Below are 24,448 nucleotides of genomic sequence, written 5' to 3' on the forward strand. Positions count from 1 at the left end.
CCATTACAGACCTATATGCAAAGAAAACTGTTAGAACTTTACAGCTGAGCCACTACAAAATCCCCCATTTCCGAACAGGACAAAAGCTTTTCTCCTTCCTTTCCGGAGAAGATATCCTTGGTTCTGCCCCCCAGTGCCAATACCTTTTCCACGGCATTTTCCACTCTTTTTGCCGTCTTCTTCTCCCCCAGAGAAATTTCCAGCAGCATTGCTGCGGATAGAATGGTAGCTAAGGGATTGGCGATATTCTGTCCTGCAATATCCGGAGCAGAGCCGCCGCTGGGCTCGTAAAGCCCAAAGGCATTTTCCCCTAAGGAAGCAGAGGGAAGCATGCCCAAAGAGCCGGCAATCTCCGCCATCTCATCGGAAAGGATGTCTCCGAACATATTTTCGGTGACAATCACGGAAAAGTTTCTCGGATTTCTAACCAGCTCCATGGCAGTGGAATCCACTAAGGCATGGCGAAGCTCCACCTCCTTCTCTTCCTCTCCCAGCTTTGTGAAAATCTTTCTCCAAAGTCTGGAGCTATCTAAAACATTGGCCTTATCCACGGAGCAAAGCTTGCCCCCCCTTGCCTTTGCCAGGGAAAAGGCAATACGTCCGATTCTTTCGATTTCATGAGCCCGATAAATCAGCTCGTCTCTGGCCACCTCTTCTCCATTTTCCTCGGTAATGGAGCGCTTTCCGAAATACAAGCCCCCGGTAAGCTCTCGAATCATCATAATGTCAAAGCCATCCCCAATGATTTCTTCCTTCAAAGGACAGGCATCCCGAAGTTCCTTGTAAAGCTTGGCAGGACGAAGATTACAAAAAAGGCCAAGTTGCTTCCGAAGAGAAAGAAGACCCGCCTCCGGCCGCTTTTCCACCGGCAAAGAATACCAGGGGGAAACGCCTACCTTTCCCCCAATGCTTCCCATCAGCACTGCTTGGGAAGCTTTGCAGGCCTCTAAAGTATCCTCCGGCAGAGGCTCTCCGTACAAATCAATGGCTGCACCCCCAAAGGCTTTTTCCGTAAACTGAAGGCTAAAGCCCTCCAGCTCTGCCACCTTTTCCAGTACTTTTCTAGCCTCTCTTACAATCTCCGGTCCGATTCCGTCTCCCGGCAATGCACAAATGGAATACTGCATTTTCGCTCCTTTCTCTTCTAACACTTTTTCACTGTTGAATGCTTGTCCTCCAAAGACGCAAGACTCTATAGCTACTAAATGCTTGCTCTCCTAGGGCGCAAGACTCTCCCGCTGATAAACCCCGCATTATATTCCCCTCTATTCTACTGTAAATTTCTTTTTTAACGTATATGAATTTGCTATACTAGAAATAACATGCTTTTTTAGCTTTAGAAATCTGTATCAACTACACATTTTTTAAAAGAGGAGTTTTATGGATAGATCACAGCTTACAGGAGAATTTAAACTGCATTCGGATTACGCCCCCATGGGGGACCAGCCTGCTGCCATTGAAAAACTGGTGAAGGGCTTACAGGAGGGAAACCAGTTTGAAACCCTGCTGGGTGTCACCGGCTCCGGAAAAACCTTTACCATGGCCAATGTGATTCAACAAATCCAAAAGCCCACCCTCATCATTTCCCATAACAAGACTCTGGCGGCACAGCTTTACTCCGAGATGAAGGAATTTTTCCCGGAAAATGCAGTGGAATACTTCGTTTCCTACTACGATTACTACCAGCCGGAGGCCTATGTTCCCAGCACCGACACCTATATTGAGAAGGATTCGGACATCAACGAGGAAATCGACAAATTACGAAACTCTGCCATGGCAGCCCTTTCCGAGCGTAAGGACGTGGTGGTGGTGGCTTCCGTTTCCTGCATCTACGGTTTGGGAGCCCCCACGGAATATTTAAATATGGCCATTTCCCTCCGTCCCGGACAGATGCGGGATAGAGATGAATTGATTAAGAACCTGGTGGAAATCCAGTACAACCGAAACGATATGGATTTTCGCCGCGGAACCTTTCGGGTAAAGGGGGACATTGTAGACATTTTCCCCGCATCCGAAGGCGAACAGGCCTATCGCATCCAGTTTTTCGGAGACGAAATCGAGGAAATTCAGCTGATTGATGCCCTCACCGGAAAGGGCAAGGCGAAGCTTGAGCACTGCATGGTCTTCCCTGCCACCCCCTACGTTATTCCTATGGAGAAAATGAAGATTGCCTGCAAAAATATTTTGGAAGAGCTGGATGAGCGGGTAGCCTATTTTAAGAGTGAAGAAAAGCTTTTGGAAGCCCAGCGTATTTCCGAGCGAACCAACTTTGATGTGGAAATGATTCGGGAAACCGGGGTTTGCTCCGGTATCGAGAACTACACCAGACACTTAAACTTTGCCCAGCCCGGAGAGCCTCCCTACACCCTAATGGACTACTTTCCGGAGGATTACCTGATTATTGTAGACGAGAGCCATATCAGCCTGCCCCAGATTCGGGGAATGTATAATGGAAACCTATCCCGAAAAACCACTCTGGTGGACTTCGGATTCCGTCTTCCCTCCGCTCTGGATAATAGACCTTTAAATTTCAGTGAATTTGAAGGAAAAATCAACCAAATGCTCTTCGTTTCCGCAACTCCCGGAGAGTACGAGGCGGAGCATGAAATCCTAAGGGCAGAGCAGATTATCCGTCCTACAGGACTTTTGGATCCGGAAATCGTGGTGCGCCCCACCAAGGGACAGATTGACGACTTACTTTCCGAAATCCATAAGGAAACCGACAAGGGCAATAAGATTCTGGTCACCACCCTTACCAAGAAAATGGCAGAGGACCTTACCAAATATTTGCAGGAAGCAAAGGTAAGAGTTAAGTATCTCCATTCCGATATTGATACTTTGGAAAGAGCCGCCATTATCCGAGATATGCGTCTGGATAAGTTTGATGTTTTGGTGGGCATTAACCTGCTTAGAGAGGGACTGGATATTCCGGAGATTACGCTGGTGGCCATTTTGGATGCGGATAAGGAAGGCTTCCTTCGTTCCGAAACCTCTTTGATTCAGACCGTTGGTCGTGCTGCTCGAAATTCCGAGGGGCATGTTATCATGTATGCGGATACCATTACCGACTCCATGAGGCGTACCATTGACGAAACCAAGAGAAGACGTTCGATTCAGGAAGAATACAACAAAGCCCATGGCATCACCCCCACCACCATCAAGAAGGCAGTTCGAGATTTGATTGCCATCTCCAAGGTACTGCGAGATGATGAGAAGGGCTTCCAAAAGGATGTGGAATCCATGTCCAGAGCAGAGATTGAAAAGATGATTCGTGAGTTTAGTAAGAAAATGCGGGCAGCCGCTGCAGAGTTAAACTTCGAAGATGCCGCACTATATCGTGACAAGATTCAAGAGCTTCGGGACAGTTTAGAGAAAAACGGATAAGATTTATTCCTAAGGCAAATAGGTCTGAAATCGGAGTATTCACTCTCCTATTTCAGACCTATTTTTTATAAAGACATGAATCATATCAGACTATTATGATTATGGGATCTATAGCTTTGGACAGCCTAGTCCTCTGACCGCTTCCTTTAATTTCTATCTTTGATAGCCACAGTGGTTTTTTCCAGAATCTGATTACAATACTCGTAATGTCTCCGATAATACTCGGTGTACATTATGTCTACCAAGAAGAGCTGACTGATTTCTGCGGAGGTGGAGCCCTTCTGCAGAGAACCCACATTGGCTCCGCAAAGCAATAAAATATCCGTATAATCCGTAAGCTCCGACTTCTGGAAACGGGTGATGGATACCACAGTGGCTCCGGACTCCTTCGCCAGCTTTGCGATCTCCACGATGTCCCTGGTCGCACCGGAATAGGAGAAAATCACGGCCACATCTCCTCTTTCCATGGTTGCTGCACTCATCAACTGCTGACTTACCATCTCCGAACAATAAACCTTCGGCTCAATACGATGGAACTTATTCATCGCCTTCATCGCGGTCAGCATGGAAGCGCCAACACCGAAGAACAGAATCCGTTTTGCCTTGGAAAGGGCATTCATAGCCTCCGTAACCTTGTTAAAGTCCAAGAGAGAATGAGTCTCCTTAATGGAATCAATGGTTTCTTCCAAAACCTTTCCGGCAAGCTCCGCAATATTGTTATCCTGTAAAGAAACATTGCCTCCATCTCCCTCCTTGCTTTCCTTTCCATTTCCACGCATGGACAGAGAAAGAGTCATCTTAAATTCCTGGTAGCCCTTCACATTCATAGTTTTACAAAAACGGAAAACAGAAGTATCCCCCACCTTACAGGTTTCCGCCAAATCCGAAATAGACATAAACAGAACCTGATCGGGATTTTGTAAAATATAGTCCGCTACCTTTTTCTCTGCCTTGGTAAATTGGTTGTAAGCAGAGCGTATTTTCGTCAAAAAATCTTCCTGCATAGACTCACCCCTTCTGAAATTGTACAATATGATTATTATAGCAAATAGGAAATTTTTTTCAAGAAGCAGTGGGTAAATGAATAGAAATTTTTTCTTTTTTCTTTTGACAAGGCATAGTGAAGTTTTCTACTACAGGAATGCAATGAACTTTCTCGATAAACCATAGTGAAGTTTATCTGCTATTCCCTTGAATTTTTTATCGGAATGTTCTATACTTTTGAAGTTATCACCATTGTTATAGACTGATTTAAGCTCTGTAGCTTTGGCAAATAATTGCCCCCGTAGCTTAATGGATAGAGCGCTGGCCTCCGACGCCAGTAGTGGCGGTTCGAGTCCGTTCGGGAGCATAGGGAAAAAGGAGCTATAAAAATCAAAAATTTTTTTTGATTTTCACAGCTCCTTTTTTGTACCTTTAATTGTTGTAATATACAACACATTTCCTATACTTTTATAAAAGGAGGTATGGTTTATGTCTATCACGAAAAAAACAAGAGTATTTGCAAAAATAGAGAAAAAGTCCATCCCCATTCAAGAAGAAATGTCGAATGATGCCTTCCATGCCATGATGACTACAGGCTATTCTCAAGCATTAAAGGATGATTCACAACCCATGGATGAAGTATTTAAAGAGCTGGAAGAGAGCTTATCATGACTACGTATCAAGAAGTCAACGAATCAGGAGAAAAAATAGCAAAGCTACTGTGAAAATCAAATTAATGAAGAAATTTTCGGCAAAATAGGTCTGAATTTGGGGTAGTCTGAGCCCGTCGGTACTTGCGAAAAACAAGAGAAACGCAGTTTTTCGCTTAGTATCCGCTACGTGGCGAAGCTAGCGAGAGCGTGCCCCAGTTCAGACCTATATTGCACAGAAAATTTTTTTATTTTCATAGCTCCTTTTATTTTCTTCCAAAAATCAGGTAAATCCATAGTAGCAGCGCCACCGGCATCAAGACTAAAAATCTTGGTTTTCTGGTCTTATGCCTGCAAAGATACATTCCCAGAATTCCTCCTAAGGCGCCGCCCAAGAAGGCTTGCCCCAATAAGACTTTTTCCGGCACTCTCCATCCCCTATGTATGGCCTGCCACTTGTCATAGGCAAAGCTAAGAAAACAAAGAATATTGATGCCCAAAAGATAGAGCAATAAGCCCTTTCCCCCAAGCTCCAAAATTGATTGCAACAATTCTTTTTCCATTTCTTTATCTTCCCGGGAAACGGAAATTTGGAATAAGCTGGTCCCAAGAATCGATACCAATAATAGCTCTGGCAAAGTCTGCCGTTCCCTCTGTTGCGCTGGCATCGTCAATATACTTAAAGACGCTGTGTGCCTTCTTATGTACCAACTGATGGTTCACAATGCTGGAAAGTCCGAAAGCCAGTCCGTGCTTTACCTCATCATCGGAATCCTCCTGACGACTCATGAGATACGCGGAAATATACGGATTGTTATCTACAATATAGTAGGAGTATGCTACTGCTGCAGCCTGCTCATCCGACTTATCCTGTCCCTTTTGAATACTGGTGAAACCTTCCTCGGTAAGGAAAATCTTTCGAACCTCTCCCTTCTTGTTCTTCATGCTGTCCAACTGCATAAAATCGGTAATCACATGAAGATTCTTAAAGTTGATAATGGGAGAATCAATGGTATCGTTAACCTTTCCGGTCTTATCATCATCCCAGAATGCCGGGGAGGAAATAGGATATGGATAGGGGTGCAATGCCAGACCGAAGTCCATATGTCCCTCCAGATTGTCAAAATGATGGAAGGCCAATACCACATCCTTTCCCTTATATTTGCCTACAGGAGCCGCCTCCGGGAACATGTTCCAGTAGTGATCTAAAGAGAACATAATGTTGTCGTTGGCAGAAACGGACTTCATCGCGGTATAAAATACACGGAAGGCACGCTGGAATTTCTTGGTATAGGTGGAAACATCATAGTCTCCCTCATAGTTCCAATACTGGTTGTCAATCTCATTTCCCACTACCCAGTTGGTAATTTTTCCGTGACCGTTCTGACCGTTATAACGCTTTGCCAAGAAAGAAGCCATAGCCTTTACCGCTCTAAAGCCCTGCTCGGACTCTACGTTAAAGCCATAGTAAACCGCCTGCTCCTTGGGAAGCTCCTTAACGCCGATGGGATTTAACTCCGGTACGGTATTGTTCCATGCGTTAAGCAAAATGGCGGTGACCGCTACGCCGGAATCACTAAGGCGCTTCACCTCTCCGTCCAGCTGATCAATCAGCTCCTTGTTAATCTGGAAGGTCTTTCCCTCATAGGAATAGGAAATTCCCTGACCGAAGAAACGCTGGGTAGGAATATCTACGCCCGCATGCTTAATGTTCAGACTCAGTGCGTCATCTAAGATATTGGGATCTACACGAAGTCCCTTCTTTCCCGGATTTAAAGCAGGACTTTGGTTCTCCGCAACCACCTCCGGATTCTCTATATATCTTCTATCCGCAATCATTTCATAACGGCTTCCCACCTTTACAGCCGGCACAAAGGCGCTGTAAAGACGAAGCTCTCCGGGACCTGCATAGAGAGGAAAATTAAATTTTTGATTCTCTCCCAAGCTTCCCTTGGCAATAAAGTCGGTACGACTGCCAAGATCGGTCTGATAAGGCTTGATTTCGAAAATATAAACCGATCCGTCAGTACCGCTGCTGTCTCCTGTTGCATCCATTTGCAACTGAATCTCCTGCCTGTTGTCCGTAATCTCCACGTCTTTTACCTTCGCCGAAAGATTATAAGCGAAAGCTCCCGTGGAAAAAAGTGCTGTAAATGCCATGCTTAACATAAACATGGCTACATTCTTTGTTTTTCCTTGTAAAGCCATTTTCCTCTCCTTGAACTGACATACTTGCTTTGTGCTTTGTTGCTTTGCATACCCCTATGTTCCCCCGGTTCCACTGTATATCTGTATATCTCTTCATTACATACTCTGATACATCGACTCCGGATGCCTATATGCCTGCTTTGCACCGCTACAAATATCTTTGACTATCTTTTGGCTTATTCTTTAAGAATTAAAGCCTTTGACCTGTCCAACTATACTCAGTTCTTTACAAAAAAGCCATAGAAAATTTCTTACAAGTTCTTACATTACAGCTTCGCTTTAGGAGGAAAGCTTCATATCTCCCTCTTTGATCCACTTCATTTTCCGACAAAAAGCAGAACAAAGCAAAGAAAATATTGCTGGAAGAATAAAGCATAACAGCAAAAGAGAAAGCCAATCACTTGCAGTTACCGCTGTCTTACTCCCCTCTTCTATGCCCTTAAGCCAGCCGGTGTAAACGCCGATAGGGCCAACCAAACCGCAGGTTCCCATACCGGAGGTAACCGCAGGACCGTTATTTTCAAAATGAAAGAGACAGGTAGCCAGTGGTCCTGTAATCATGGAGGCAAATGTAGCCGGAATCCAAATCCGGGGATTTTTTACAATGTTTCCCATCTGCAGCATAGAAGTACCAAGCCCCTGAGAAACTAGACCGGAAACGCCGTTTTCCCGGAAGGAAATCACTGCAAAGCCCACCATCTGGGCACAACAGCCTGCCACCGCAGCACCTCCCGCAAGTCCCGTAAGTCCAAGAGCCGCACAAATCGCCGCGGAGGAAATGGGAAGTGTCAAAGCAATACCAACCAAGGCGGATACCAAAATTCCCATAAAGAAAGGCTGTAGCTCTGTCGCCCACATAATCAGGCTTCCCACCTGAATCGCCGCTTTTCCGATTATCGGAGCCAAGATTGCCGAAAAAAGCATTCCGGAGCCAATGGTTACAAGAGGCGTCACCAAAATATCCACTTTTGTTTCCTTGGAAACCGCTTTACCGATTTCTGTGGAAAGAATCGCCACAAAAAGTACCGCCAAGGGTCCCCCGGCTCCTCCCAGGGCATTGGAGGCAAAGCCCACAGTAATCAATGAAAAAAGTACCAAGGGAGGGGCCTGTAAAGCATAGGCAATAGCCGTTGCCATAGCCGGACCGCTCATAGCGGAAGCCATTGCTCCTACGGTATAATCCACACCGCCAATGGTGGCAACCACTCTGGTTAATGCGGAAATCCCCAGACTCTGCCCTAGGGTGTTTAAAATTGTTCCGATTAACAGGGAACAAAACAAGCCCTGAGCCATAGCGGATAAGGCATCAATCCCATAGCGCTTCAGGGAAATCTCAATGTTCTTCCTTTGTAAAAAAGCCTTCATTCTCATTCTCCTAATCTCTTATAAAGCAATGCGTTTTAATACTTCTGCCTATCGTAACAGCTAAAAGTAGTGAGGAGTATTTCTATCCTGTCCTTCCCGGTCACCCCATTGCTTTCTTTATAAAAACTGTATACAAAACATCCCTCTGATTATAGCAAAATGCTCCACTTATTTGTATAAAAATATTTAGTTTTTTGCAAAAGATATTTTATTCAGTACTCTATCCTATTACGTTATTAAGCACTCTCGTAAAAGACTACATCATGCAACGCTTTAAAAAAAGAGACGGTAAAAACCGCCTCTAAACACTTTACCTCTCCTATCTTAACTTACCACTTCCGAAAGAATTTCTCCAATCTTTCCATAGAGTACCAAGTCGCACTCTGTATCCAGTCGCCCCTCCTCTTTATTGATAAGAACCAATTTATTGTTTCCATGATGAGGAAAATATTGAATCAAGCCCGCAGCGGGATACACCGTCAAGGAAGTACCTCCGATAATCAATAAATCTGCATTCTGAATATGGGCAATGCTCTCTGAAAGAATCCGTTCATCCAAGCCTTCCTGATACAAAACCACATCCGGACGTATCATGTTACGGCAATGAGGACACAAAGGAATGGATGTCGAAAAGTCAATTTCTTCTTCCGGGATTCGATGATGATGCTTCACACAATAGTAGCGATGAATACTGCCATGAAGCTCATATACCGTTTTGGAACCTGCCATCTGATGCAATCCGTCAATGTTTTGGGTAATAATTGCCTTTAGCTTCCCTTGCTCTTCTAATCTTTGCAAGGCATAGTGGGCAGAATTCGGAAGGATTCCCGAAATCAAGAGCTTTTCCTTATAAAACTTATAAAACTCTTTAGGTCGTGTCATAAAGAAATCATGAGACAAGATTTCCTCCGGCGGAAAGGCATATTTTTGATGATATAATCCATCCACAGAACGAAAATCCGGAAGGCCGCTTTCCGTAGATACGCCTGCACCGCCAAAAAACACGATATAGTTCGCTTTTTGAATTAACTCCTTTAATTCAGCTAATTTCTCTTTCGTATCCAAGTTTGCTCCTTTGTCTTATAGTCCAATCTTTTATCAAGATCTTCGGTAGCTTAAAGCCCGAACTCTTTCAAAAGCTTTGCCCGATATTCTTCATCAAAAGAAACTCTTTTAAGGTCATCCATCCGTCCTGCATTCAGTAAATGACCTACTAAAAGAGCAAGACGATTTTGACCCTTCTCCAAGCCCTTTTCAAGGCCTTGTTGCAGGCCTTGTTCTAGGCCTTTTTCTAATCCCTGTTGCATTCCCTGGGCTAAGCCTTTTTCTATCCCTTCCTCTACTGCTTTTTTTCTATACTTTTCTAATAAGACGTTCATCTTCTTTTCTCCTTCCTTATCTAATTTACCTTCCCTTAATGAGGCTACTCTATGATATAAAACATCAGACTGAATTTCTTTGGGATTGGCTTCTTTAAAGTCTTTAGCCAGCTTTCCTAATGCATTATCATCTTGCCTTGCCGTATTGAAATAGAGGATATGGGAACCATCTTTAAACAAATTGCCGGATTTCCTGATAACACGTTCAATTTGATATAACTGTTCTCCCTCTCCCAATACATCTTTATCTGTAATAAATATAACATAGCTCTCCGGCAATTTGGAAAACTTTTCTCCCTTCTTTAGGGTATGCGTGTCCATAAGTGCAGCATGATAACGAGCCCTTTTAGGAGTTGCTCCGGCAGATGAATTCTGTACTTCGATATTATAAAGCAAGCCTTTTTCATCAGTGCAAAGGCAGTCCAATACCAAAGCTCTTCCATGTAAATTGGGCAGCCTCTTTTGAAGTCTTTGTTCCTTTAACTTTAAAGAAGACTTGTTCAAAATCGTTTGAAGAATATATTCCGTACAAGCCTGTTCTTCCAGAACTACTTGCATAAAGAGATCATCCATCAAAGTAAGTGATGCAATGATTTTTTTCTTTTCCAGAGCATCCAACTTTCTTCTTGTACTCTTAGAGTTTACTTTTAAATGAGCGGATTTTTTAGCTTTAGCATTTGTAGAATTTGTTTTTTTCATAAGTCACCTGCGGAAAATTAAAATAATAGAAATGAATATAGAAAAATTTATAGTTTTTAGAATAAATAAAAAAAAGAGCGATATACGAATTAAAAATTTAATGTAGACTATTTAGAAAGTTGTGTGATTCATTGATTTATATTTTACAACGAGTTAAAGGAATCTCCTATACTCCACATTCGGATAATATCCGTATAATGATAATATAAAAGTATGGTTGATGAAATATCTCCCCCTGCCTATCACCACCCTTTGGCATCTTCGATAGCATAGGAGCACTGCCTATTTTCACCATTTGGCATATCCTAAAATATAGGTGCACTGCATATCTATATCTTCGCCTATATCGAGAACTAAGGAGCACTAGCTACCCTTTAGCCACAAGACAATCTGAACCCCTCGGTACTTGACAAAAGCGAGCGAAGCGAAGCTTGCGTTTAGTACCGCTAGCCGGGCGAAGTTAGCGGGAGCGTGCCTTGTGGTTAGGGGGTGCTAGAGCTCCGAAGCCTCGCATATAAAAAGTGCCCTTGCGTTTAGTACCACTAGTCGTGGCGAACTTAGAAGGAGCGTGCCTTTGTGAAAGGGAATAGACAGTCCCCCGAAGCTCCACATATATACAGTCCCCCTTGCTATTACCCATCCATAAAGTTGTTTAAAAAAGATTGAACCGCCCTACAGCCTTGATTTACAAGGTATAGAGCGGTTTTTATAAACACGTTTTGTTCTATAAACCTATATTTTTTACTCTCATTTTAAAGCCCGAACTCCTTCAGAAGCTTTTCCCGATATGCTTCATCAAAAGAAACTCTTTTAAGGTCATCCATCCGCCCTGCATTCAGTAAACGACCTACTAAAAGAGCAAGACGATTTTGACCTTGTTGCATACCTTGTTCTATACCTTTCTCCATACCTTCCTCTACTGCTTTTTTTCTATACTTTTCTAATAAAACATTCATCTTCTTTTCTCCTTCCCGATCTAGTTTACCTTCCTTTAATGAGGCTACTCTATGAGACAAAACTTTAGACTTAATTTCCTTAGGATTGGCTTCTTTAAGATCTTTAGCCAGCTTTCCTAATGCATTATCAACTTGCCTTGCTATATCGAAATAAAGGAAACTCAAAAAACACCTATGTTTTTTGAGAATAAATTAATGAGATGGTATTTTAAAGCCCGAACTCTTTCAAAAGCTTTTCCCGATATTCTTCATCAAAAGAAACTCTTTTAAGGTCATCCATCCGTCCTGCATTCAGTAACTGACCTACTAAAAGAGCAAGACGATTTTGACCTTGGTGCATACCTTTCTCTATACCTTTCTCTATACCTTTTTCTATACCTTCCTCTACCGCTTTTTTTCTATACTTCTCCAATAAGACATTCATCTTCTTTTCTCCTTCCCGATCTAGTTTACCTTCCTTTAATGAGGCTACTCTATGAGACAAAACTTCTGACTGAATTTCTTTGGGATCGGCTTCTTTAAAGTCTTTAGCCAGCTTTCCTAATGCGTTGTCATCTTGCCTTGACGTATTGAAATAAAGGAAACTCAAAAAATACCTATGTTTTTGAGAATAAATTAATGAGAAGGTATTTTAAAGCCTGAACTCCTTCAGAAGCTTTTCCCGGTAATCTTCATCGTAAGAAACTCTCTTAAGATCATCCATCCGTCCTGCTTCCAGAAGTCGACCAATCAAAAGCGCCAAATGATTCTTTCCCTGTTCAAGACCTTGTTGTATACCTTGTTCTATACCTTTCTCTATACCTTTTTCTATACCCTTCTCTATACCTTCCTCTACTGCTTTCTTTCTATACTTCTCTAATAAGACATTCATCTTCTTTTCTCCTTCCCGATCTAATTTTCCTTCCTTTAATGAGGCTACTCTGTGAGACAAAACTTCAGACTGAATTTCTTTGGGATTGGCTTCTTTAAAATCCCTAGCCAATTTTCCTAATGTATTATCACTTTGTATTGCCGTATTGAAATAAAGGATATGGGAACCATCCTGAAATAAGCTACCGGACTTTCTAATTACTCTTTCAATCCGGTACAACTGTTCCCCTTCACCTAATACATCTTTATCTGTAATAAATATAACATAGCTCTCCGGTAATTTGGAAAACTTTTCTCCCTTCTTAAGAGTATGTGTGTCCATAAGAGCAGCATGATAACGAGCCCTTTTAGGAATTGCTCCGGCAGATGAATTTTGCACTTCAATGTTATAAAGTAAGCCTTTATCATCCGTACATAAGCAATCTAATACCAGTGCTCTTCCATGCAGATTTGGCAGCCTCTTTTGAAGCCTTTGTTCCTTTAACTTTAAGGAAGATTTATCCAAAATCGTTTGCAGAATATACTCCGTGCAAGCCTGTTCTTCCAGAACTACTTGCATAAAGAGGTCATCCATCAAAGTTAGAGATGCTATGATTTTTTTCTTTTCCAGAGCATCCATCTTTCTTCTTGTTCTCTTAGAATTAGCTTTTAAACGACCGGATTTTTTTACCTTAGCATCAGTAGAGTTTGTTTTTTTCATAAGTCACCTGCAGAAAATTGAAATAATAGAATTGAATAACGAGGAAAACTACAATTTGTAGAATAAAGAAATGAAAGTAGAGAAGTAGATTCTGTAATTTAGATATAGACTGTTCAACAATTTATGTATTGCACTGATTCATATTTTACTACAAGCAGAGGACTTCTCCTATACTCCACATTCGGATAATATCCGTATATTGATAATATAAAAGGATAGTTGATGAAATAGCACAGCCCATCCTTCCAATGCCTATCACCACTCTTTGGCATCTTCGATAGCTTAGGAGCACTGCCTATTCTCACCATTTGACATATCCTAAAACATAGGAGCACTGCATATCCACATCTTCGCCTATATCGAGAACTAAGGAGCTCCAGCCCCCTATATATGCAATTCTCTTGAGTTTGGTAACGCTAGCCGGGGGAAGCTTAGCGGGAGCGTGCCTTAATGATAGTGGGCAGTTAGTACTCCAGAGCTTTATAATTCTTCCATCCTCAAAGTTCTTTTGAATAAAATTGAACCGCCCTACAGCCTTGATTTACAAGAGTATAGAGCGGTTTTTATCAACACATTTTGTTCTATATACCTATATTTCTACTAGTGGAGGAATCTCCTATACTCCACACAAAGAACAGTACTGATGTTTTTTGACACTAAATTAATGAGAAGGTATTTTAAAGCCCGAACTCCTTCAGAAGCTTTTCTCGGTAATCTTCATCGTAAGAAACTCTCTTAAGATCATCCATCCGTCCTGCTTCCAGAAGTCGACCAATCAAATTTGCCAAATGATTCTTTCCCTGTTCAAGACCTTGCTGTATACCTTGTTCTATACCTTTCTCTATGCCTTTTTCTATACCTTTCTCTATGCCTTTTTCTATACCCTCCTCTACTGCTTTCTTTCTATACTTCTCTAATAAGACATTCATCTTCTGTTCTCCTTCCCTATCTATTTTACCTTCCTTTAATGAGGCTACTCTATGAGACAAAACTTCTGACTGAATTTCTTTGGGATTGGCTTCTTTAAAATCCCTAGCCAGTTTCCCCAATGCATTGTCATCTTGTCTTGCTGTGTTGAAATATAGGATATGGGAACCATCCCGAAACAAGCTTCCGGACTTTCTGATAACTCTTTCGATCTGGTAGAGTTGTTCTCCCTCTCCCAATACATCTTTATCTGTAATAAATATAACATAGCTCTCCGGTAATTTGGAAAACTTTTCTCCCTTCTTAAGGCTATGCATGTCCATAAGAGCGGCATGATAACGCGCCCTTTTAGGAATTGCTCCGGCAGATGAATTCTGTACTTCAATGTTATAAAGTAAGCCCTTATCATCCATACATAAGCAATCTAATACCAGTGCTCTTCCATGCAGATTTGGCAACCTCTTTTGAAGTCTTTGTTCCTTTAATTTTAAGGAAGATTTGTCCAGAATCGTTTGCAGAATGTACTCCGTGCAAGCCTGTTCTTCCAGAACCACTTCCATAAAGAGGTCATCCATCAAAGTAAGAGATTCGATAATCTTTTTCTTTTCCAAAGCATTTATCTTTCTTCTTTTTCTCTTAGAATTAGCTTTTAAACGACTAGATTTTTTCATCTTAGCATTAGTAGAATTTGTTTTTTTCATAAGTCACCTGTAGGAAATTGAAATAATAGAAATGAATAATAAGTAAATTAAGATTTTTTGAATAGATAAATGAAAAATTATAGAGAATAAAGCTTAGATTAAAATTTAGAATGTATGAAGGCACTTGTATTCTATCGCTTATTATCTTACTACCAGATTGATAAATCTCCTATACTCCACATCCGGATAATATCCGTATGTTGATAATATAATCGTGTAGTCAAAGAAATAGCGCTACACAAACTCCCCAAACCTATCCTTACCTACACTTATATCCGAGTACTAAGGAGCACTGCCTATTTCCTAGCCACAAGGCAATCTGAACCCCTCGGTACTTAACAAAAGCGAGCAAAGCGAAGCTTGCGTTTAGTACCGCTAGTCGGGGCGAACTTAGCGAGACTGTACCTTGGGACTAGGAGATACGCAATGCTCTGAAGATTTAAGCCGTATTTTTAGATAAAAAAAGAACCCCGGAGGGGGTTCTTTTTTTATAAACACAAATTACTCTGTGTAGTAATTCTTACCATTGTAAGAATATACAAAATTCGGGTGATCATTATTCTGAACTGTGTAAAGCTTCTTGTATCCAGAATAAAGAACCTTTCCGTCTTTATCAGTGGAATAGTAAGCATCATTGCTATCCTTCAAGTTAACCTTACCAGTCTGAACAGTTCCTGCTGTATTAACTAATACATAATCGTTGTTAGCAAAGGAAACACTTCCATCAAAGTAAACAACACCATTATTGTCACCTAACTTCTTTACATTTGCACTATCAACCTTAATTACGCCATAGTTAGAATCATCGTTGTTAGCCTTAAGAATAATACCCTTATTAGCATACTTCTTAATCTTAGATACATAGTTGTTTGCAGCCTCACCGCTGTTGTTGAAGTACATCTCGTATGTATCATCATCAAAGTCTACCTTCTGGTATCCGGTCTTTCTGGAACCGTCCTTCTCACCATCACCGGAGAAGTAGTAAATCTTTGTGCTAGCAGCAACTTGCTTTAAGAATACATCTCCTGTAAGATCCTGGAAATCATCATCACCAATTCCGGAAGCATTGGTAAATTCATTACGTCCATTATAAGAAGTTGCAAGTCCAGAAATCATACGACCATACTTATCGAAAGCATATACCTTGCCCTTAATCTTCTTAAGCTTATCAGTAACTACTTTTCCGCTATTATCTGCATACCACCAAGAAGCGGAATCATTCTCAAAATCCTTTGGTAAATAGCTCTCTGCAGGAACAGCCCAAATCCACTGATTCTTTCTAGCTCCACCGTCACCATTTACATAAACAACGCTATCGGATGTAGTTGGCTTAGCATTGAAATAGCTTCCGGAAGCCTTGGTTGCTGTGGACCAATCCTCAATCATACGACCCTTCTCATCGAAGTAGTAGGTCTGTCCGTTGATAGTCTTCTTCTTATCACGGGAAACCTTACCGTTGTCATCGAAATAGAACCAAGCAGTGCTGTCCTCACCATTGTCATTTACAGTTAACTGTACCCAACCGTGCTGAGCGGAACCGTCATCAAATCCACCGTAGTAATACTTAGCAGTAGTCCAAGCATCATCGCCAGTCACAAGAGCGGAATCCTCACCTAACCAGCCGTAAAGCATCTTACCTTCCTGATCGAAGAGGTACTTCTTGCCGTTGATGGTCTTGATATCAGAAACAGTGAGCTTGTCATTCTTGTCTCTGTAAGCCTTACCGGTAGAATCGAAGTACATCCATCTCTTATCGTTTCCGTCCTCTGTGGACTCGTCGAAGGATACCCACTGGTTAGTAACCATAGCGCCATCGCCGTTTACGAAATAGTAATCATCGTTGTTCTGAACAACTTCGTTCTTAGCCATGTTTCCATCGGATCCAAGGTAGAACCAGTAGTCTCCGGACTTTCTCCAAGCATCTGTAACAGCATTGCCATCATTGTCAAGGTACTGCCACTCACCTGTGGAATTGTTCCAGCCTGCAGCAAAAGTTACTGCAGAAGCTCCAATAGCAAGTAAAGCTGTTGCAGATAAAGCTGCAACCAATTTTGTTTGCTTTCTCATAATTAATGCACTCTCCTTTTTCATTCATGGAAATAATAATCCAAGTTGCGTGACGATTATAACCCTTAATTCTCTTCCATTCAAGAGTTTTTCTAAAGAAATTCTAATTTTTCTTTATTTTTAGGGCTCGCCCCGTTACCTGTCCCACTATAAACTATGTTTTCCTCCTTGTCTATTACAAAGGAAAAACAAATGCTTACGAAGTTCTTAAGCTAATTCTTAATACTTTCCTAATCAATTCTTTTGTTTTATAGCCGTATGTCCCTGTTGTTATGGGATTTTCCAGAACACTATTTGTAGCGAATCATCACAACGGAGTTCTATAGCTTTTCTACTCCCCCAGCTTAACCAGTCTCTTTTCTTCAAAGGATTTCTTCATGGCAAAGCAGATTTCTGTTGCCTTGGTTCCGTCATATACGGAAAGCTTCGGCTTCTTCTTTTCGATAATGCACTGAATAAATTCCTGCATTTCCAAAAGGTACGCCTCATCAAACCTTTCCGGGAAGCTTTCTACGCACTCTTGGCGTACTCCGTAACGGTCATAGAGGATGGCAAGATTCTTCTCCGGCACAGGACTGATTCTGATGCTGCCTTCCGTTCCCACGATTTCTGTTTCAATATGATAACCATGAGCTGCGGTTCTTCCTACATGAAGCTCCGCAATTCCTCCATTTTCCAGCTGGAACAACGCTGCGCCGGTTTCTGTATCGTTACAGGATAAAAATTCCGGATGCTTAAAATTTGCTCCCAGAGCATATACTTCCTTGACTTCACTTCCTAAGAACCATCGAATCAGATCCACATCATGGCTTGCCATGTCAATAAAAAGGCCTCCGCTGGTTGGGGCAAACTTGATAGCACCCTCTACAGCCGCCTCCGGATCGATTCCTGTTGCCTTTACCATATAGGGAGTTCCGATTGCACCCTCTTCAATCTTTTTCTTCGCGTAACTGTAGGATGGATCAAAACGGCGCATAAATCCCAAGAAGAATACCTGGTCGGGATGAGCCTCCACTGCCTTCTCCGCCTTCTTACATTCTTCCACATCTACTCCAAGAGGTTTTTCCGTAAAGACATGGAGGCCTTTCGCTAGAGCCTTTTCAATCTGATCACAGTGACAGGGGCTGGAGCTTACGATAGCTACTGCATCTAAATCTGCCTTGTCCAGCATCTCTTCATAAGAAGTAAAAGTTTCTGAAACCTTCAGTTCTTCCTTTGCGTACTGTAATTCCGCTTCCATAATGGAGCAGGCAGCCACCAGCTTTGCTCCGGGAATTTTAAAGGCAATGTTTCTTGCGTGTACCTTTCCTAAGCGTCCCAGTCCTACGATGCCCACTTTAATCTCGCTCATATTTTTCTCCTATTGTTGTATGTTTTCTATTTTGTATTGTTTCCATAAAAAAACCACGGATTTGTTCACTAACAGTGGAGTTATTCTTGCCCACATTTTTTTAGGAACAAATCCGCTTTAGATTCATTTTTCAGCTATTCAATTTTCTATGGAATAGACCTGCTGGAAATTTGTCTTATTTCTTTTTCTTCTGCATTCTCTCTCTTGTTACGTCAAGAAGTACGGCGCCAATGATTACCAAACCAAGCACCAGGTTCTGCCAAGCGGAGGGTACGGAAAGCAGGGTGAATCCGTTTCTAAGTACCGCAATGATTAATGCGCCCAGCATGGTTCCCACCATAGTTCCCTTTCCTCCCATGAAGGATGCTCCACCGATAATGCAGGCTGCGATAGCATCGGTATCGTAAGGCTGGATAGCATTTGCACCGTTGGAGATTCCGGAACGGCCGATGGATACGATTCCTGCAAAGCCTGCCATAAAGCCGGAAAGCACATAGCAGAAGGTTAATACATTGTCTGCATTGATACCGGAAAGGCGGGTAGCCTCCATATTTCCTCCGGCACAATAGATGGAACGTCCCAAGGCAGTTTTGGTAAGAAGGATATGCATCAGGATATAAATGGCGATAACCACTACGAAGCTGATAGGGAATCCTCCTAAGATGGTGGCACTTCCCAGTACCATGATGCCTTCTGCACCGGTGTTGGAGAAGCTGATCATCTGAGAAGAGGTGATGATTAATGCCGCACCCCAAAGCACGTTCTTCATACCCAGTGTAGATACGAAGGGGTGGGGAAGGTGAAGTCTGGTAAGAAGAAGACCGTTAATCAGTCCAACTACACCGCCTACCACAAGCACTGCCAAGAACAGGAATACCGGGTTGGTAATACCCATTTTCACCATAGCTCCTGCTACGCAAGCTCCGAAGGTTGCGGTAGCGCCTACGGAAAGATCGATTCCTGCGGTAATCAGGGTAAGCAGCATTCCGGTGGAAAGCAGGGCATTGAAGGAGGTCTGCTTTAAGATAGACATCAAATTCGCCTTATCCAGGAAGTTGGGAGAAGCCAATGCCAATGCGATACACAGAATGATCAGTGCCGCAAATGTTCCAATATAATTACTTAAATTTCCTAATTTTGATTTTTGCATCTTATACCTCCCAAGCTGCTTTCATCACGGATTCCTGATTGAAAGCATCTGTACTTCTTGACATTTCTCCGGTGATTCTTCCTTCGCGCATTACCAGTACCCTGTCACTCATTCCCAGGATTTCCGGCATTTCGGAAGACACCATGATGACACATTTTCCCTCTTTTACCAAACGGTTAATCACCTGATACACCTCAACCTTGGCCCCTACGTCGATTCCTCTGGTAGGTTCATCCAAGATATAGATGTCTGCATTGGTATTTAACCACTTTCCGATAACCACCTTCTGCTGGTTTCCGCCGGAAAGCTGTCCTACTCTTTCTTCCTGGCTGGGGCACTTAATGCTTAGCTCTTGAATTCTGCCCTCACCCATGCTATCCATATCCTTCTGACTTAAGAACAAGCCCTTCTGATAACCCTTTAAATTCGCTAAAATCAGATTGTTCTGGATGGACTCATTTAAAATCAGTCCCTGTCCCTTCCGGTCCTCGGTCAGGAAAGCAATTTTAGCCCGGATAGCATCTTTGGGATTCTTAATATCCACCTTTTCCCCACGGATATAGATTTCTCCTCCGTCAATGGGGTCTGCTCCAAAGATGGCTCTCATGGTTTCTGTTCTTCCCGCACCTACCAGTCCGGAAAATCCTAAAACCTCTCCGCCATAAGCCTTAAAGGATACATTGTGAAGCACGCCCTTACGGTGAATATTCTTTACTTCCAACAATGGTTTTTCAGAACGCACGCCTGGTTCCTTCGGGAATTGGTTATCCAGAGAACGGCCTACCATGGCCTTAATCAGGCTGTCATTGTCCCAATCCGCCACATCCTTGGTATCGATGTATTCTCCGTCACGGATAACGGTAATCCGGTCGCAGAGCTGGAATAACTCCTCCAGCTTATGGGACACGAAGATAATGCCAATCCCCTGCGCCCGTAAATCTCTACAGATTTTCAAAAGCTCTTCTACCTCTTTTTCCGATAAGGAAGAGGTAGGCTCATCCATGATGATGCACTTGGCATTGGCCAGAAGGGCCTTGGAGATTTCAATCATCTGCTGTACACCCATGCCGTAGTGTCCTGCCGGCTTCCGCACATCCACATCCAATCCCAACTTCTTCATCATGTCCTGAGCTATCTGGTGCATTTTTCCATAGTCCAGTAATGGCCCTTTGTGAATCCACTTGTTGATAAACATATTGTCGGTTACCGAAAGCAACTTCTCAATATTCAGTTCTTGATACACGCAGGATATTCCCGCAGAAATGGCCTGCTGTGGAGTTTTAAATTGTCTTTCCTGTCCTTCTACGATGATCTGCCCCTCATCCGGATGGTATACCCCAGTTAATACTTTAATCAGCGTAGACTTTCCTGCTCCATTCTCTCCGATCAATCCTAAAATCTCGCCTTTACGTACATCTAACTGCATCTTGCTTAGCGCAACCACACCGGGGAAGGTCTTGCGTACATCCTTCAGTTGTACAATACTTTCCTTCATGCTTTCCCCTTTATTTTACTCTTGTGTATAGTGCCTGTTATGATTTTCACAAAAATGTATTTGAAAAAAATTTCTTTTTTATCTTCTTTCAAGAAAAGGGATGTTTTCTTATGAGGAGAAACATCCCTTTGTTGTGCTTAGATTCACTTCATTTTGCTCGGAAGCATCCGCTATCTTCCGGCTGATTTGATTTTCAAAGCTCTGATTACTTTCCTAAGTAAGAATTCAGGTCATCAAGTCTCTTCTGCGCGTTGTCCTTTGTGATTACGGATACGCCGGAGTTGATGAACTCTGGAAGCTCTGTTCCATTTAACTTTGCAACAGTTGCAGCTACAGACTTGTATCCCATGTCATAAGCTTCCTGTGCAACAGACATAGACTCTGTTCCGTCAAGGATAGCTTCACATGCGGACTTGATGCCGTCGAAGCCCATGAAAATGGTATTCTTGTATGCTTCGTTACCCTTAGCTGCTCTTGCTGCTGCGATAGCCATATCGTCATTGTTACAAGCGATGATAGCGATTCCTTCCGGGTGGTTCTGCATAATAGCTTCCATAGAAGTTACAGCCTTATCTGCTACTGCGTCAGCATACTGGATTTCCTTCTCCAAGAACTCTCCGCCTGCTTCGTTGATACCTTCCTGATATCCCTTCAGTCTTGCTGTTGCTGTTCCGTCTCCCTGTACTCCGGAAATGGAGATGGCCTTAATCTCTGTCCAGCCTCTCTTCTTAGCTTCTTCAACGGCAGCCTTTCCGCCTTCCTTTGCCGCAGTGTCATTTGCAGTTCCTACGAAGGATAAAACTTCCTTAGCATCGATATTGGTATCTACTGCCACGATTGGCTTGGTCTGTCCTGCGATAAGAGTCTTTACCAGATCAGCCTGTAATGGAGCGATAACATATCCGTCATAGCTTCCGGAGTTTAAGTCGGTCTCGATCATGTTCTGCTGCTCGTCATAAGCAGTCTCGGAGCTTGCTCCCTTAACCTCAACCTTAACGTTTGGGTGATCCTTCTCAAATGCCTTTGCTCCTGCTACCACATAGCTCCAGTACTCGGAGGAGGTGGTCTTTAAGATTACGTCAATCTTGTAATCTCCTTCAAAGCTTGCTCCGGCTAATGGATCCTCGGAAGAATCGGACTTAGCCTCAGCCTTTTCCTCTTTCTTCTCTTCCTTAGCTTCTGTAGACTTTGCCTCTTCGGACTTGCCTTCCTCGGACTTTGCCTCGCTTCCTGCATTTTCTGTCTTGGTCTCAGTCTTGTCACATCCTGTAAGAGCGAAGGAAAGAGCAGATGCTGCCATTAAAACTACAAGTGCTTTTTTAAACATTTTGATTACCTCTCTTATAAAATGGATTTTGTTCCTCTTGGAACGGGTTAATTTATCGATCAAGAACTTTTCTCTTCTATATAGAAGAATTCCGCTCTTAGATTTCACTAAGTTGTACAGGGCGCTTCTCTAACAGAGACTTTCTTGCTGCCATAGCCACGCGTACGGATTCCAAACCGTCCTTACCGCCTACAGGTACTTCCTTGCCCTCCAATACTGCATCTACGAAGTCCTCCATTTCCGCAATAAAGGCATCGTTATATCTCTCTAAGAAGAACCATGTGGGCTTTGCTCCCTCCACACCGGATGCAGTGCTGATATAAGCTTCATTTTCCAGATTGTTGTTGTCCTGTACACAACCTTTTTCGCAATGTACTTCCACTCTCTGGTCATAACCGTAGGGAGCCTGACGACAGTTGTCGATTACGCCGATGGCACCGTTAGCAAACTTCAAGGTTACGATAGCGGTATCCACATCGTCATACTTTGCAAAATCAGGATTTACCAGGCAAGCGCCTACTGTGTTTACCTCGGTAATATCGGAGCCTGCAAGGTAACGAACCATGTCAAAGTCATGAATCATCATATCCATAAAGATTCCGCCGGATACAGCCACATAGGACATAGGTGGTGCTTCAGGGTCTCTGGAGCAAACCTTTACTACATAAGGCTTTCCTAACTGACCGGATGCCACCACATCTCTTACCTTCTTGTGAGAACGATCGAAACGACGAACGAATCCAAGCTGTAATTTTACCCCTGCCTTTTCTACCTCCGCCAAAGCTTCCTTAATCTTGTCTAAGTCGGTGTGGATTGGCTTCTCACAGAAAATCTGCTTTCCTGCTCTTGCGGACCGGATAATGAAATCCGCGTGGGTGTCTGTGGAAGAACAAATCAAAACTGCCTCTACCTCTTTGTTCTCAAAAACATCCTTAGGATCCTTGCTACAGTTTGTGATGCCGATACCCTTAGCCCAGGCTTCCATCTCTTCATTTAAGAAGGGGTCTACTGCCACAATGATTTCTGCGTTAGGAAGACTGTTTTGGATGTTCATGGCATGAAGCTTTCCGATTCTGCCCATTCCCAAAAGTCCCATTTTTACTGTTTTTCCCATAATTCCTCCTTTTGTATTTTTACTCCGCTATCCTTCTTCGGAGCTTTTTACCTCTTTTGTGTTTTACTGCTTTACATTTTTCTCTATAGATTTACTTCGGCAAGCTTGTTCCGCCAAATGTTCTATAGCTTTTTTCTGCAAGATTCTGATGAAGTGATGAACTATCTTGTTCCTGGCTTATAGTCCGGTCTTCTCGTGAATGTACTTTCTAGCCTTGATAGCGTACTCTAACGGATTTGCCTTTGCAGGATCCTGCTCAGCCTCTACCAGTACCCAACCTTCATAGCCGGATTCTTCGATAATCTTGAACAATGGAGCAAAGTCCACATCTCCGTCACCGGGAACGGTAAAGCATCCTTCTCTTACGCTCTTTAAGAAGCTCCAATGATTCTTTCTGGACTCCTCTACCACAGCCTTTCTTAAATCCTTTAAATGGATGTGGCGAACTCTGGAAATATACTTCTTTAAAACTTTCTCAGGGTCAATTCCCGCAAAGGAGCAGTGTCCGCTGTCGAAAAGCAGGAATACATACTCGGGATCCACTTCCGCCATAAAGCGGTCGATTTCTTCCTCGGTCTGTACTACAGTTCCCATGTGGTGGTGGAAGGTAAGAATCATGCCCTCTTCCTTGGCAATCTTACCCAGCTTGTTTAAGCCCTCGGTAAGCTTCTTCCACTCCTCATCATTCATCACATACTTGCCTTCCAGAATTGGCTGATCCAGCTTTCCCTGGGTGCTGTAGCTTTGCTCGGAAACACCGATTCTCTTTGCGCCAACAGCCTTTAAGAATGCCAGCTCCTTACGGAAAGCCTCTTCTGTCTCCTCGTAGGGCTTGGAAATCAGGAAGGAGGAGAACCAACGGTTACAGATGGTTAAGCCTCTTAAGTCCAAAGCCTTCTTCAGCTCTACAGGATCTGTAGGATAGTGACTTCCTACCTCTGTTCCGGAAAATCCTGCCAAAGCCATTTCGGAAACGGTCTGCTGAAAGGTATTTTCCTTTCCCAAATCCGGCATATCATCATTGGTCCAGCCGATGGGGGCAATGCCCAGAGAAATTTTTTCCTTGTTTAACATAGTTTGCTCCTTTTTCTCAACTCTCGCAGCAATGCTGCTTTTATTTT

20 protein-coding genes and 1 tRNA gene are annotated in these 24,448 nt (G+C 42.8%); 3 read left to right on the plus strand and 18 right to left on the minus strand.

All coding sequences use genetic code 11. The features are described 5' to 3' along the window. Positions 1 to 38: 38 nt before the first annotated feature. The gene (gene leuB, locus HNQ46_RS03590; RefSeq protein WP_183683136.1) at positions 39 to 1,127 is read right to left on the minus strand and encodes a 3-isopropylmalate dehydrogenase; all 1,089 of its coding nucleotides are present in this window, start codon (positions 1,125 to 1,127) and stop codon (positions 39 to 41) included. 253 nt (positions 1,128 to 1,380) lie between these two features. Here leuB and uvrB point away from each other — a divergent pair, with 253 nt between their 5' ends. Continuing rightward, on the plus strand, positions 1,381 to 3,384 hold the full coding sequence (gene uvrB / locus HNQ46_RS03595; RefSeq protein WP_183683140.1) for an excinuclease ABC subunit UvrB: 2,004 nt from the start codon (positions 1,381 to 1,383) through the stop codon (positions 3,382 to 3,384). A 146-nt stretch (positions 3,385 to 3,530) separates the two neighbouring features. Here the strand turns inward: uvrB and HNQ46_RS03600 are convergent, their stop codons facing one another. Continuing rightward, positions 3,531 to 4,388 (minus strand): MurR/RpiR family transcriptional regulator, encoded by an 858-nt coding sequence (locus HNQ46_RS03600; RefSeq protein WP_007157873.1) that lies wholly within the window; start codon positions 4,386 to 4,388, stop codon positions 3,531 to 3,533. Between the two features lie 275 nt (positions 4,389 to 4,663). Here HNQ46_RS03600 and HNQ46_RS03605 point away from each other — a divergent pair. Further along, a tRNA-Arg gene (locus HNQ46_RS03605) sits at positions 4,664 to 4,735 on the plus strand. Positions 4,736 to 4,857: 122 nt separating this feature from the next. After that, positions 4,858 to 5,040, plus strand: coding sequence for a toxin-antitoxin system protein (locus tag HNQ46_RS03610; RefSeq protein WP_183683143.1), 183 nt, complete (start codon positions 4,858 to 4,860; stop codon positions 5,038 to 5,040). A gap of 244 nt (positions 5,041 to 5,284) precedes the next feature. On the opposite strand, the gene HNQ46_RS03615 is transcribed toward HNQ46_RS03610, so the two are convergent. The 16 genes from HNQ46_RS03615 to iolE form a co-directional block, all read right to left on the minus strand. Beyond that, positions 5,285 to 5,581, minus strand: coding sequence for a DUF1294 domain-containing protein (locus HNQ46_RS03615; protein ID WP_007157874.1), 297 nt, complete (start codon positions 5,579 to 5,581; stop codon positions 5,285 to 5,287). A 4-nt stretch (positions 5,582 to 5,585) separates the two neighbouring features. After that, complete coding sequence (locus HNQ46_RS03620) at positions 5,586 to 7,226, minus strand: DUF5722 domain-containing protein (RefSeq protein WP_183683145.1); 1,641 nt, start codon at positions 7,224 to 7,226, stop codon at positions 5,586 to 5,588. Positions 7,227 to 7,505: 279 nt separating this feature from the next. Next, complete coding sequence (locus HNQ46_RS03625) at positions 7,506 to 8,591, minus strand: PTS transporter subunit IIC (protein ID WP_183683147.1); 1,086 nt, start codon at positions 8,589 to 8,591, stop codon at positions 7,506 to 7,508. A 324-nt stretch (positions 8,592 to 8,915) separates the two neighbouring features. Next, positions 8,916 to 9,656, minus strand: a complete 741-nt coding sequence (locus tag HNQ46_RS03630; RefSeq protein ID WP_183683149.1) for an NAD-dependent protein deacylase — start codon at positions 9,654 to 9,656, stop codon at positions 8,916 to 8,918. A gap of 50 nt (positions 9,657 to 9,706) precedes the next feature. After that, complete coding sequence (locus HNQ46_RS03635; RefSeq protein WP_183683151.1) at positions 9,707 to 10,669, minus strand: PD-(D/E)XK nuclease family transposase; 963 nt, start codon at positions 10,667 to 10,669, stop codon at positions 9,707 to 9,709. Positions 10,670 to 11,421: 752 nt separating this feature from the next. Next, a complete protein-coding gene (locus HNQ46_RS03640; protein ID WP_243155836.1) occupies positions 11,422 to 11,790 on the minus strand; it encodes a hypothetical protein in 369 nt (122 codons plus the stop codon). Positions 11,791 to 11,833: 43 nt separating this feature from the next. Further along, positions 11,834 to 12,049: a hypothetical protein gene (locus tag HNQ46_RS12020; protein WP_243155837.1), complete on the minus strand. Its 216-nt coding sequence runs from the start codon at positions 12,047 to 12,049 to the stop codon at positions 11,834 to 11,836. Between the two features lie 207 nt (positions 12,050 to 12,256). Further along, complete coding sequence (locus HNQ46_RS03650; RefSeq protein ID WP_183683153.1) at positions 12,257 to 13,195, minus strand: Rpn family recombination-promoting nuclease/putative transposase; 939 nt, start codon at positions 13,193 to 13,195, stop codon at positions 12,257 to 12,259. Positions 13,196 to 13,872: 677 nt separating this feature from the next. Further along, positions 13,873 to 14,823, minus strand: a complete 951-nt coding sequence (locus HNQ46_RS03655) for an Rpn family recombination-promoting nuclease/putative transposase (RefSeq protein ID WP_183683155.1) — start codon at positions 14,821 to 14,823, stop codon at positions 13,873 to 13,875. 501 nt (positions 14,824 to 15,324) lie between these two features. After that, positions 15,325 to 16,890: a hypothetical protein gene (locus tag HNQ46_RS03660; RefSeq protein ID WP_183683157.1), complete on the minus strand. Its 1,566-nt coding sequence runs from the start codon at positions 16,888 to 16,890 to the stop codon at positions 15,325 to 15,327. Between the two features lie 331 nt (positions 16,891 to 17,221). Continuing rightward, positions 17,222 to 18,241: a Gfo/Idh/MocA family protein gene (locus HNQ46_RS03665; RefSeq protein WP_183683159.1), complete on the minus strand. Its 1,020-nt coding sequence runs from the start codon at positions 18,239 to 18,241 to the stop codon at positions 17,222 to 17,224. 175 nt (positions 18,242 to 18,416) lie between these two features. Further along, positions 18,417 to 19,391, minus strand: a complete 975-nt coding sequence (locus tag HNQ46_RS03670; protein ID WP_183683161.1) for an ABC transporter permease — start codon at positions 19,389 to 19,391, stop codon at positions 18,417 to 18,419. A gap of 1 nt (position 19,392) precedes the next feature. Then, a complete protein-coding gene (locus HNQ46_RS03675; protein WP_183683163.1) occupies positions 19,393 to 20,886 on the minus strand; it encodes a sugar ABC transporter ATP-binding protein in 1,494 nt (497 codons plus the stop codon). 205 nt (positions 20,887 to 21,091) lie between these two features. Next, positions 21,092 to 22,213: a sugar ABC transporter substrate-binding protein gene (locus tag HNQ46_RS03680; RefSeq protein ID WP_183683165.1), complete on the minus strand. Its 1,122-nt coding sequence runs from the start codon at positions 22,211 to 22,213 to the stop codon at positions 21,092 to 21,094. Between the two features lie 97 nt (positions 22,214 to 22,310). Further along, a complete protein-coding gene (iolG, locus tag HNQ46_RS03685) occupies positions 22,311 to 23,327 on the minus strand; it encodes an inositol 2-dehydrogenase (protein WP_183683167.1) in 1,017 nt (338 codons plus the stop codon). Positions 23,328 to 23,504: 177 nt separating this feature from the next. Continuing rightward, complete coding sequence (gene iolE, locus HNQ46_RS03690; protein WP_007157889.1) at positions 23,505 to 24,401, minus strand: myo-inosose-2 dehydratase; 897 nt, start codon at positions 24,399 to 24,401, stop codon at positions 23,505 to 23,507. Positions 24,402 to 24,448 lie beyond the last annotated feature (47 nt).

This window comes from Oribacterium sinus (assembly GCF_014202695.1).
Classification (GTDB): domain Bacteria; phylum Bacillota; class Clostridia; order Lachnospirales; family Lachnospiraceae; genus Oribacterium; species Oribacterium sinus.

Coding starts and splice junctions, on each gene's coding strand:
- leuB (WP_183683136.1), bottom strand. CDS start 1,127: ATGCAGTATTCCATTTGTGCATTGCCGGGAGACGGAATCGGACCGGAG.
- uvrB (WP_183683140.1), top strand. CDS start 1,381: ATGGATAGATCACAGCTTACAGGAGAATTTAAACTGCATTCGGATTAC.
- HNQ46_RS03600 (WP_007157873.1), bottom strand. CDS start 4,388: ATGCAGGAAGATTTTTTGACGAAAATACGCTCTGCTTACAACCAATTT.
- HNQ46_RS03610 (WP_183683143.1), top strand. CDS start 4,858: ATGTCTATCACGAAAAAAACAAGAGTATTTGCAAAAATAGAGAAAAAG.
- HNQ46_RS03615 (WP_007157874.1), bottom strand. CDS start 5,581: ATGGAAAAAGAATTGTTGCAATCAATTTTGGAGCTTGGGGGAAAGGGC.
- HNQ46_RS03620 (WP_183683145.1), bottom strand. CDS start 7,226: ATGGCTTTACAAGGAAAAACAAAGAATGTAGCCATGTTTATGTTAAGC.
- HNQ46_RS03625 (WP_183683147.1), bottom strand. CDS start 8,591: ATGAAGGCTTTTTTACAAAGGAAGAACATTGAGATTTCCCTGAAGCGC.
- HNQ46_RS03635 (WP_183683151.1), bottom strand. CDS start 10,669: ATGAAAAAAACAAATTCTACAAATGCTAAAGCTAAAAAATCCGCTCAT.
- HNQ46_RS12020 (WP_243155837.1), bottom strand. CDS start 12,049: ATGAATGTCTTATTGGAGAAGTATAGAAAAAAAGCGGTAGAGGAAGGT.
- HNQ46_RS03650 (WP_183683153.1), bottom strand. CDS start 13,195: ATGAAAAAAACAAACTCTACTGATGCTAAGGTAAAAAAATCCGGTCGT.
- HNQ46_RS03655 (WP_183683155.1), bottom strand. CDS start 14,823: ATGAAAAAAACAAATTCTACTAATGCTAAGATGAAAAAATCTAGTCGT.
- HNQ46_RS03660 (WP_183683157.1), bottom strand. CDS start 16,890: ATGAGAAAGCAAACAAAATTGGTTGCAGCTTTATCTGCAACAGCTTTA.
- HNQ46_RS03665 (WP_183683159.1), bottom strand. CDS start 18,241: ATGAGCGAGATTAAAGTGGGCATCGTAGGACTGGGACGCTTAGGAAAG.
- HNQ46_RS03670 (WP_183683161.1), bottom strand. CDS start 19,391: ATGCAAAAATCAAAATTAGGAAATTTAAGTAATTATATTGGAACATTT.
- HNQ46_RS03675 (WP_183683163.1), bottom strand. CDS start 20,886: ATGAAGGAAAGTATTGTACAACTGAAGGATGTACGCAAGACCTTCCCC.
- HNQ46_RS03680 (WP_183683165.1), bottom strand. CDS start 22,213: ATGTTTAAAAAAGCACTTGTAGTTTTAATGGCAGCATCTGCTCTTTCC.
- iolG (WP_183683167.1), bottom strand. CDS start 23,327: ATGGGAAAAACAGTAAAAATGGGACTTTTGGGAATGGGCAGAATCGGA.
- iolE (WP_007157889.1), bottom strand. CDS start 24,401: ATGTTAAACAAGGAAAAAATTTCTCTGGGCATTGCCCCCATCGGCTGG.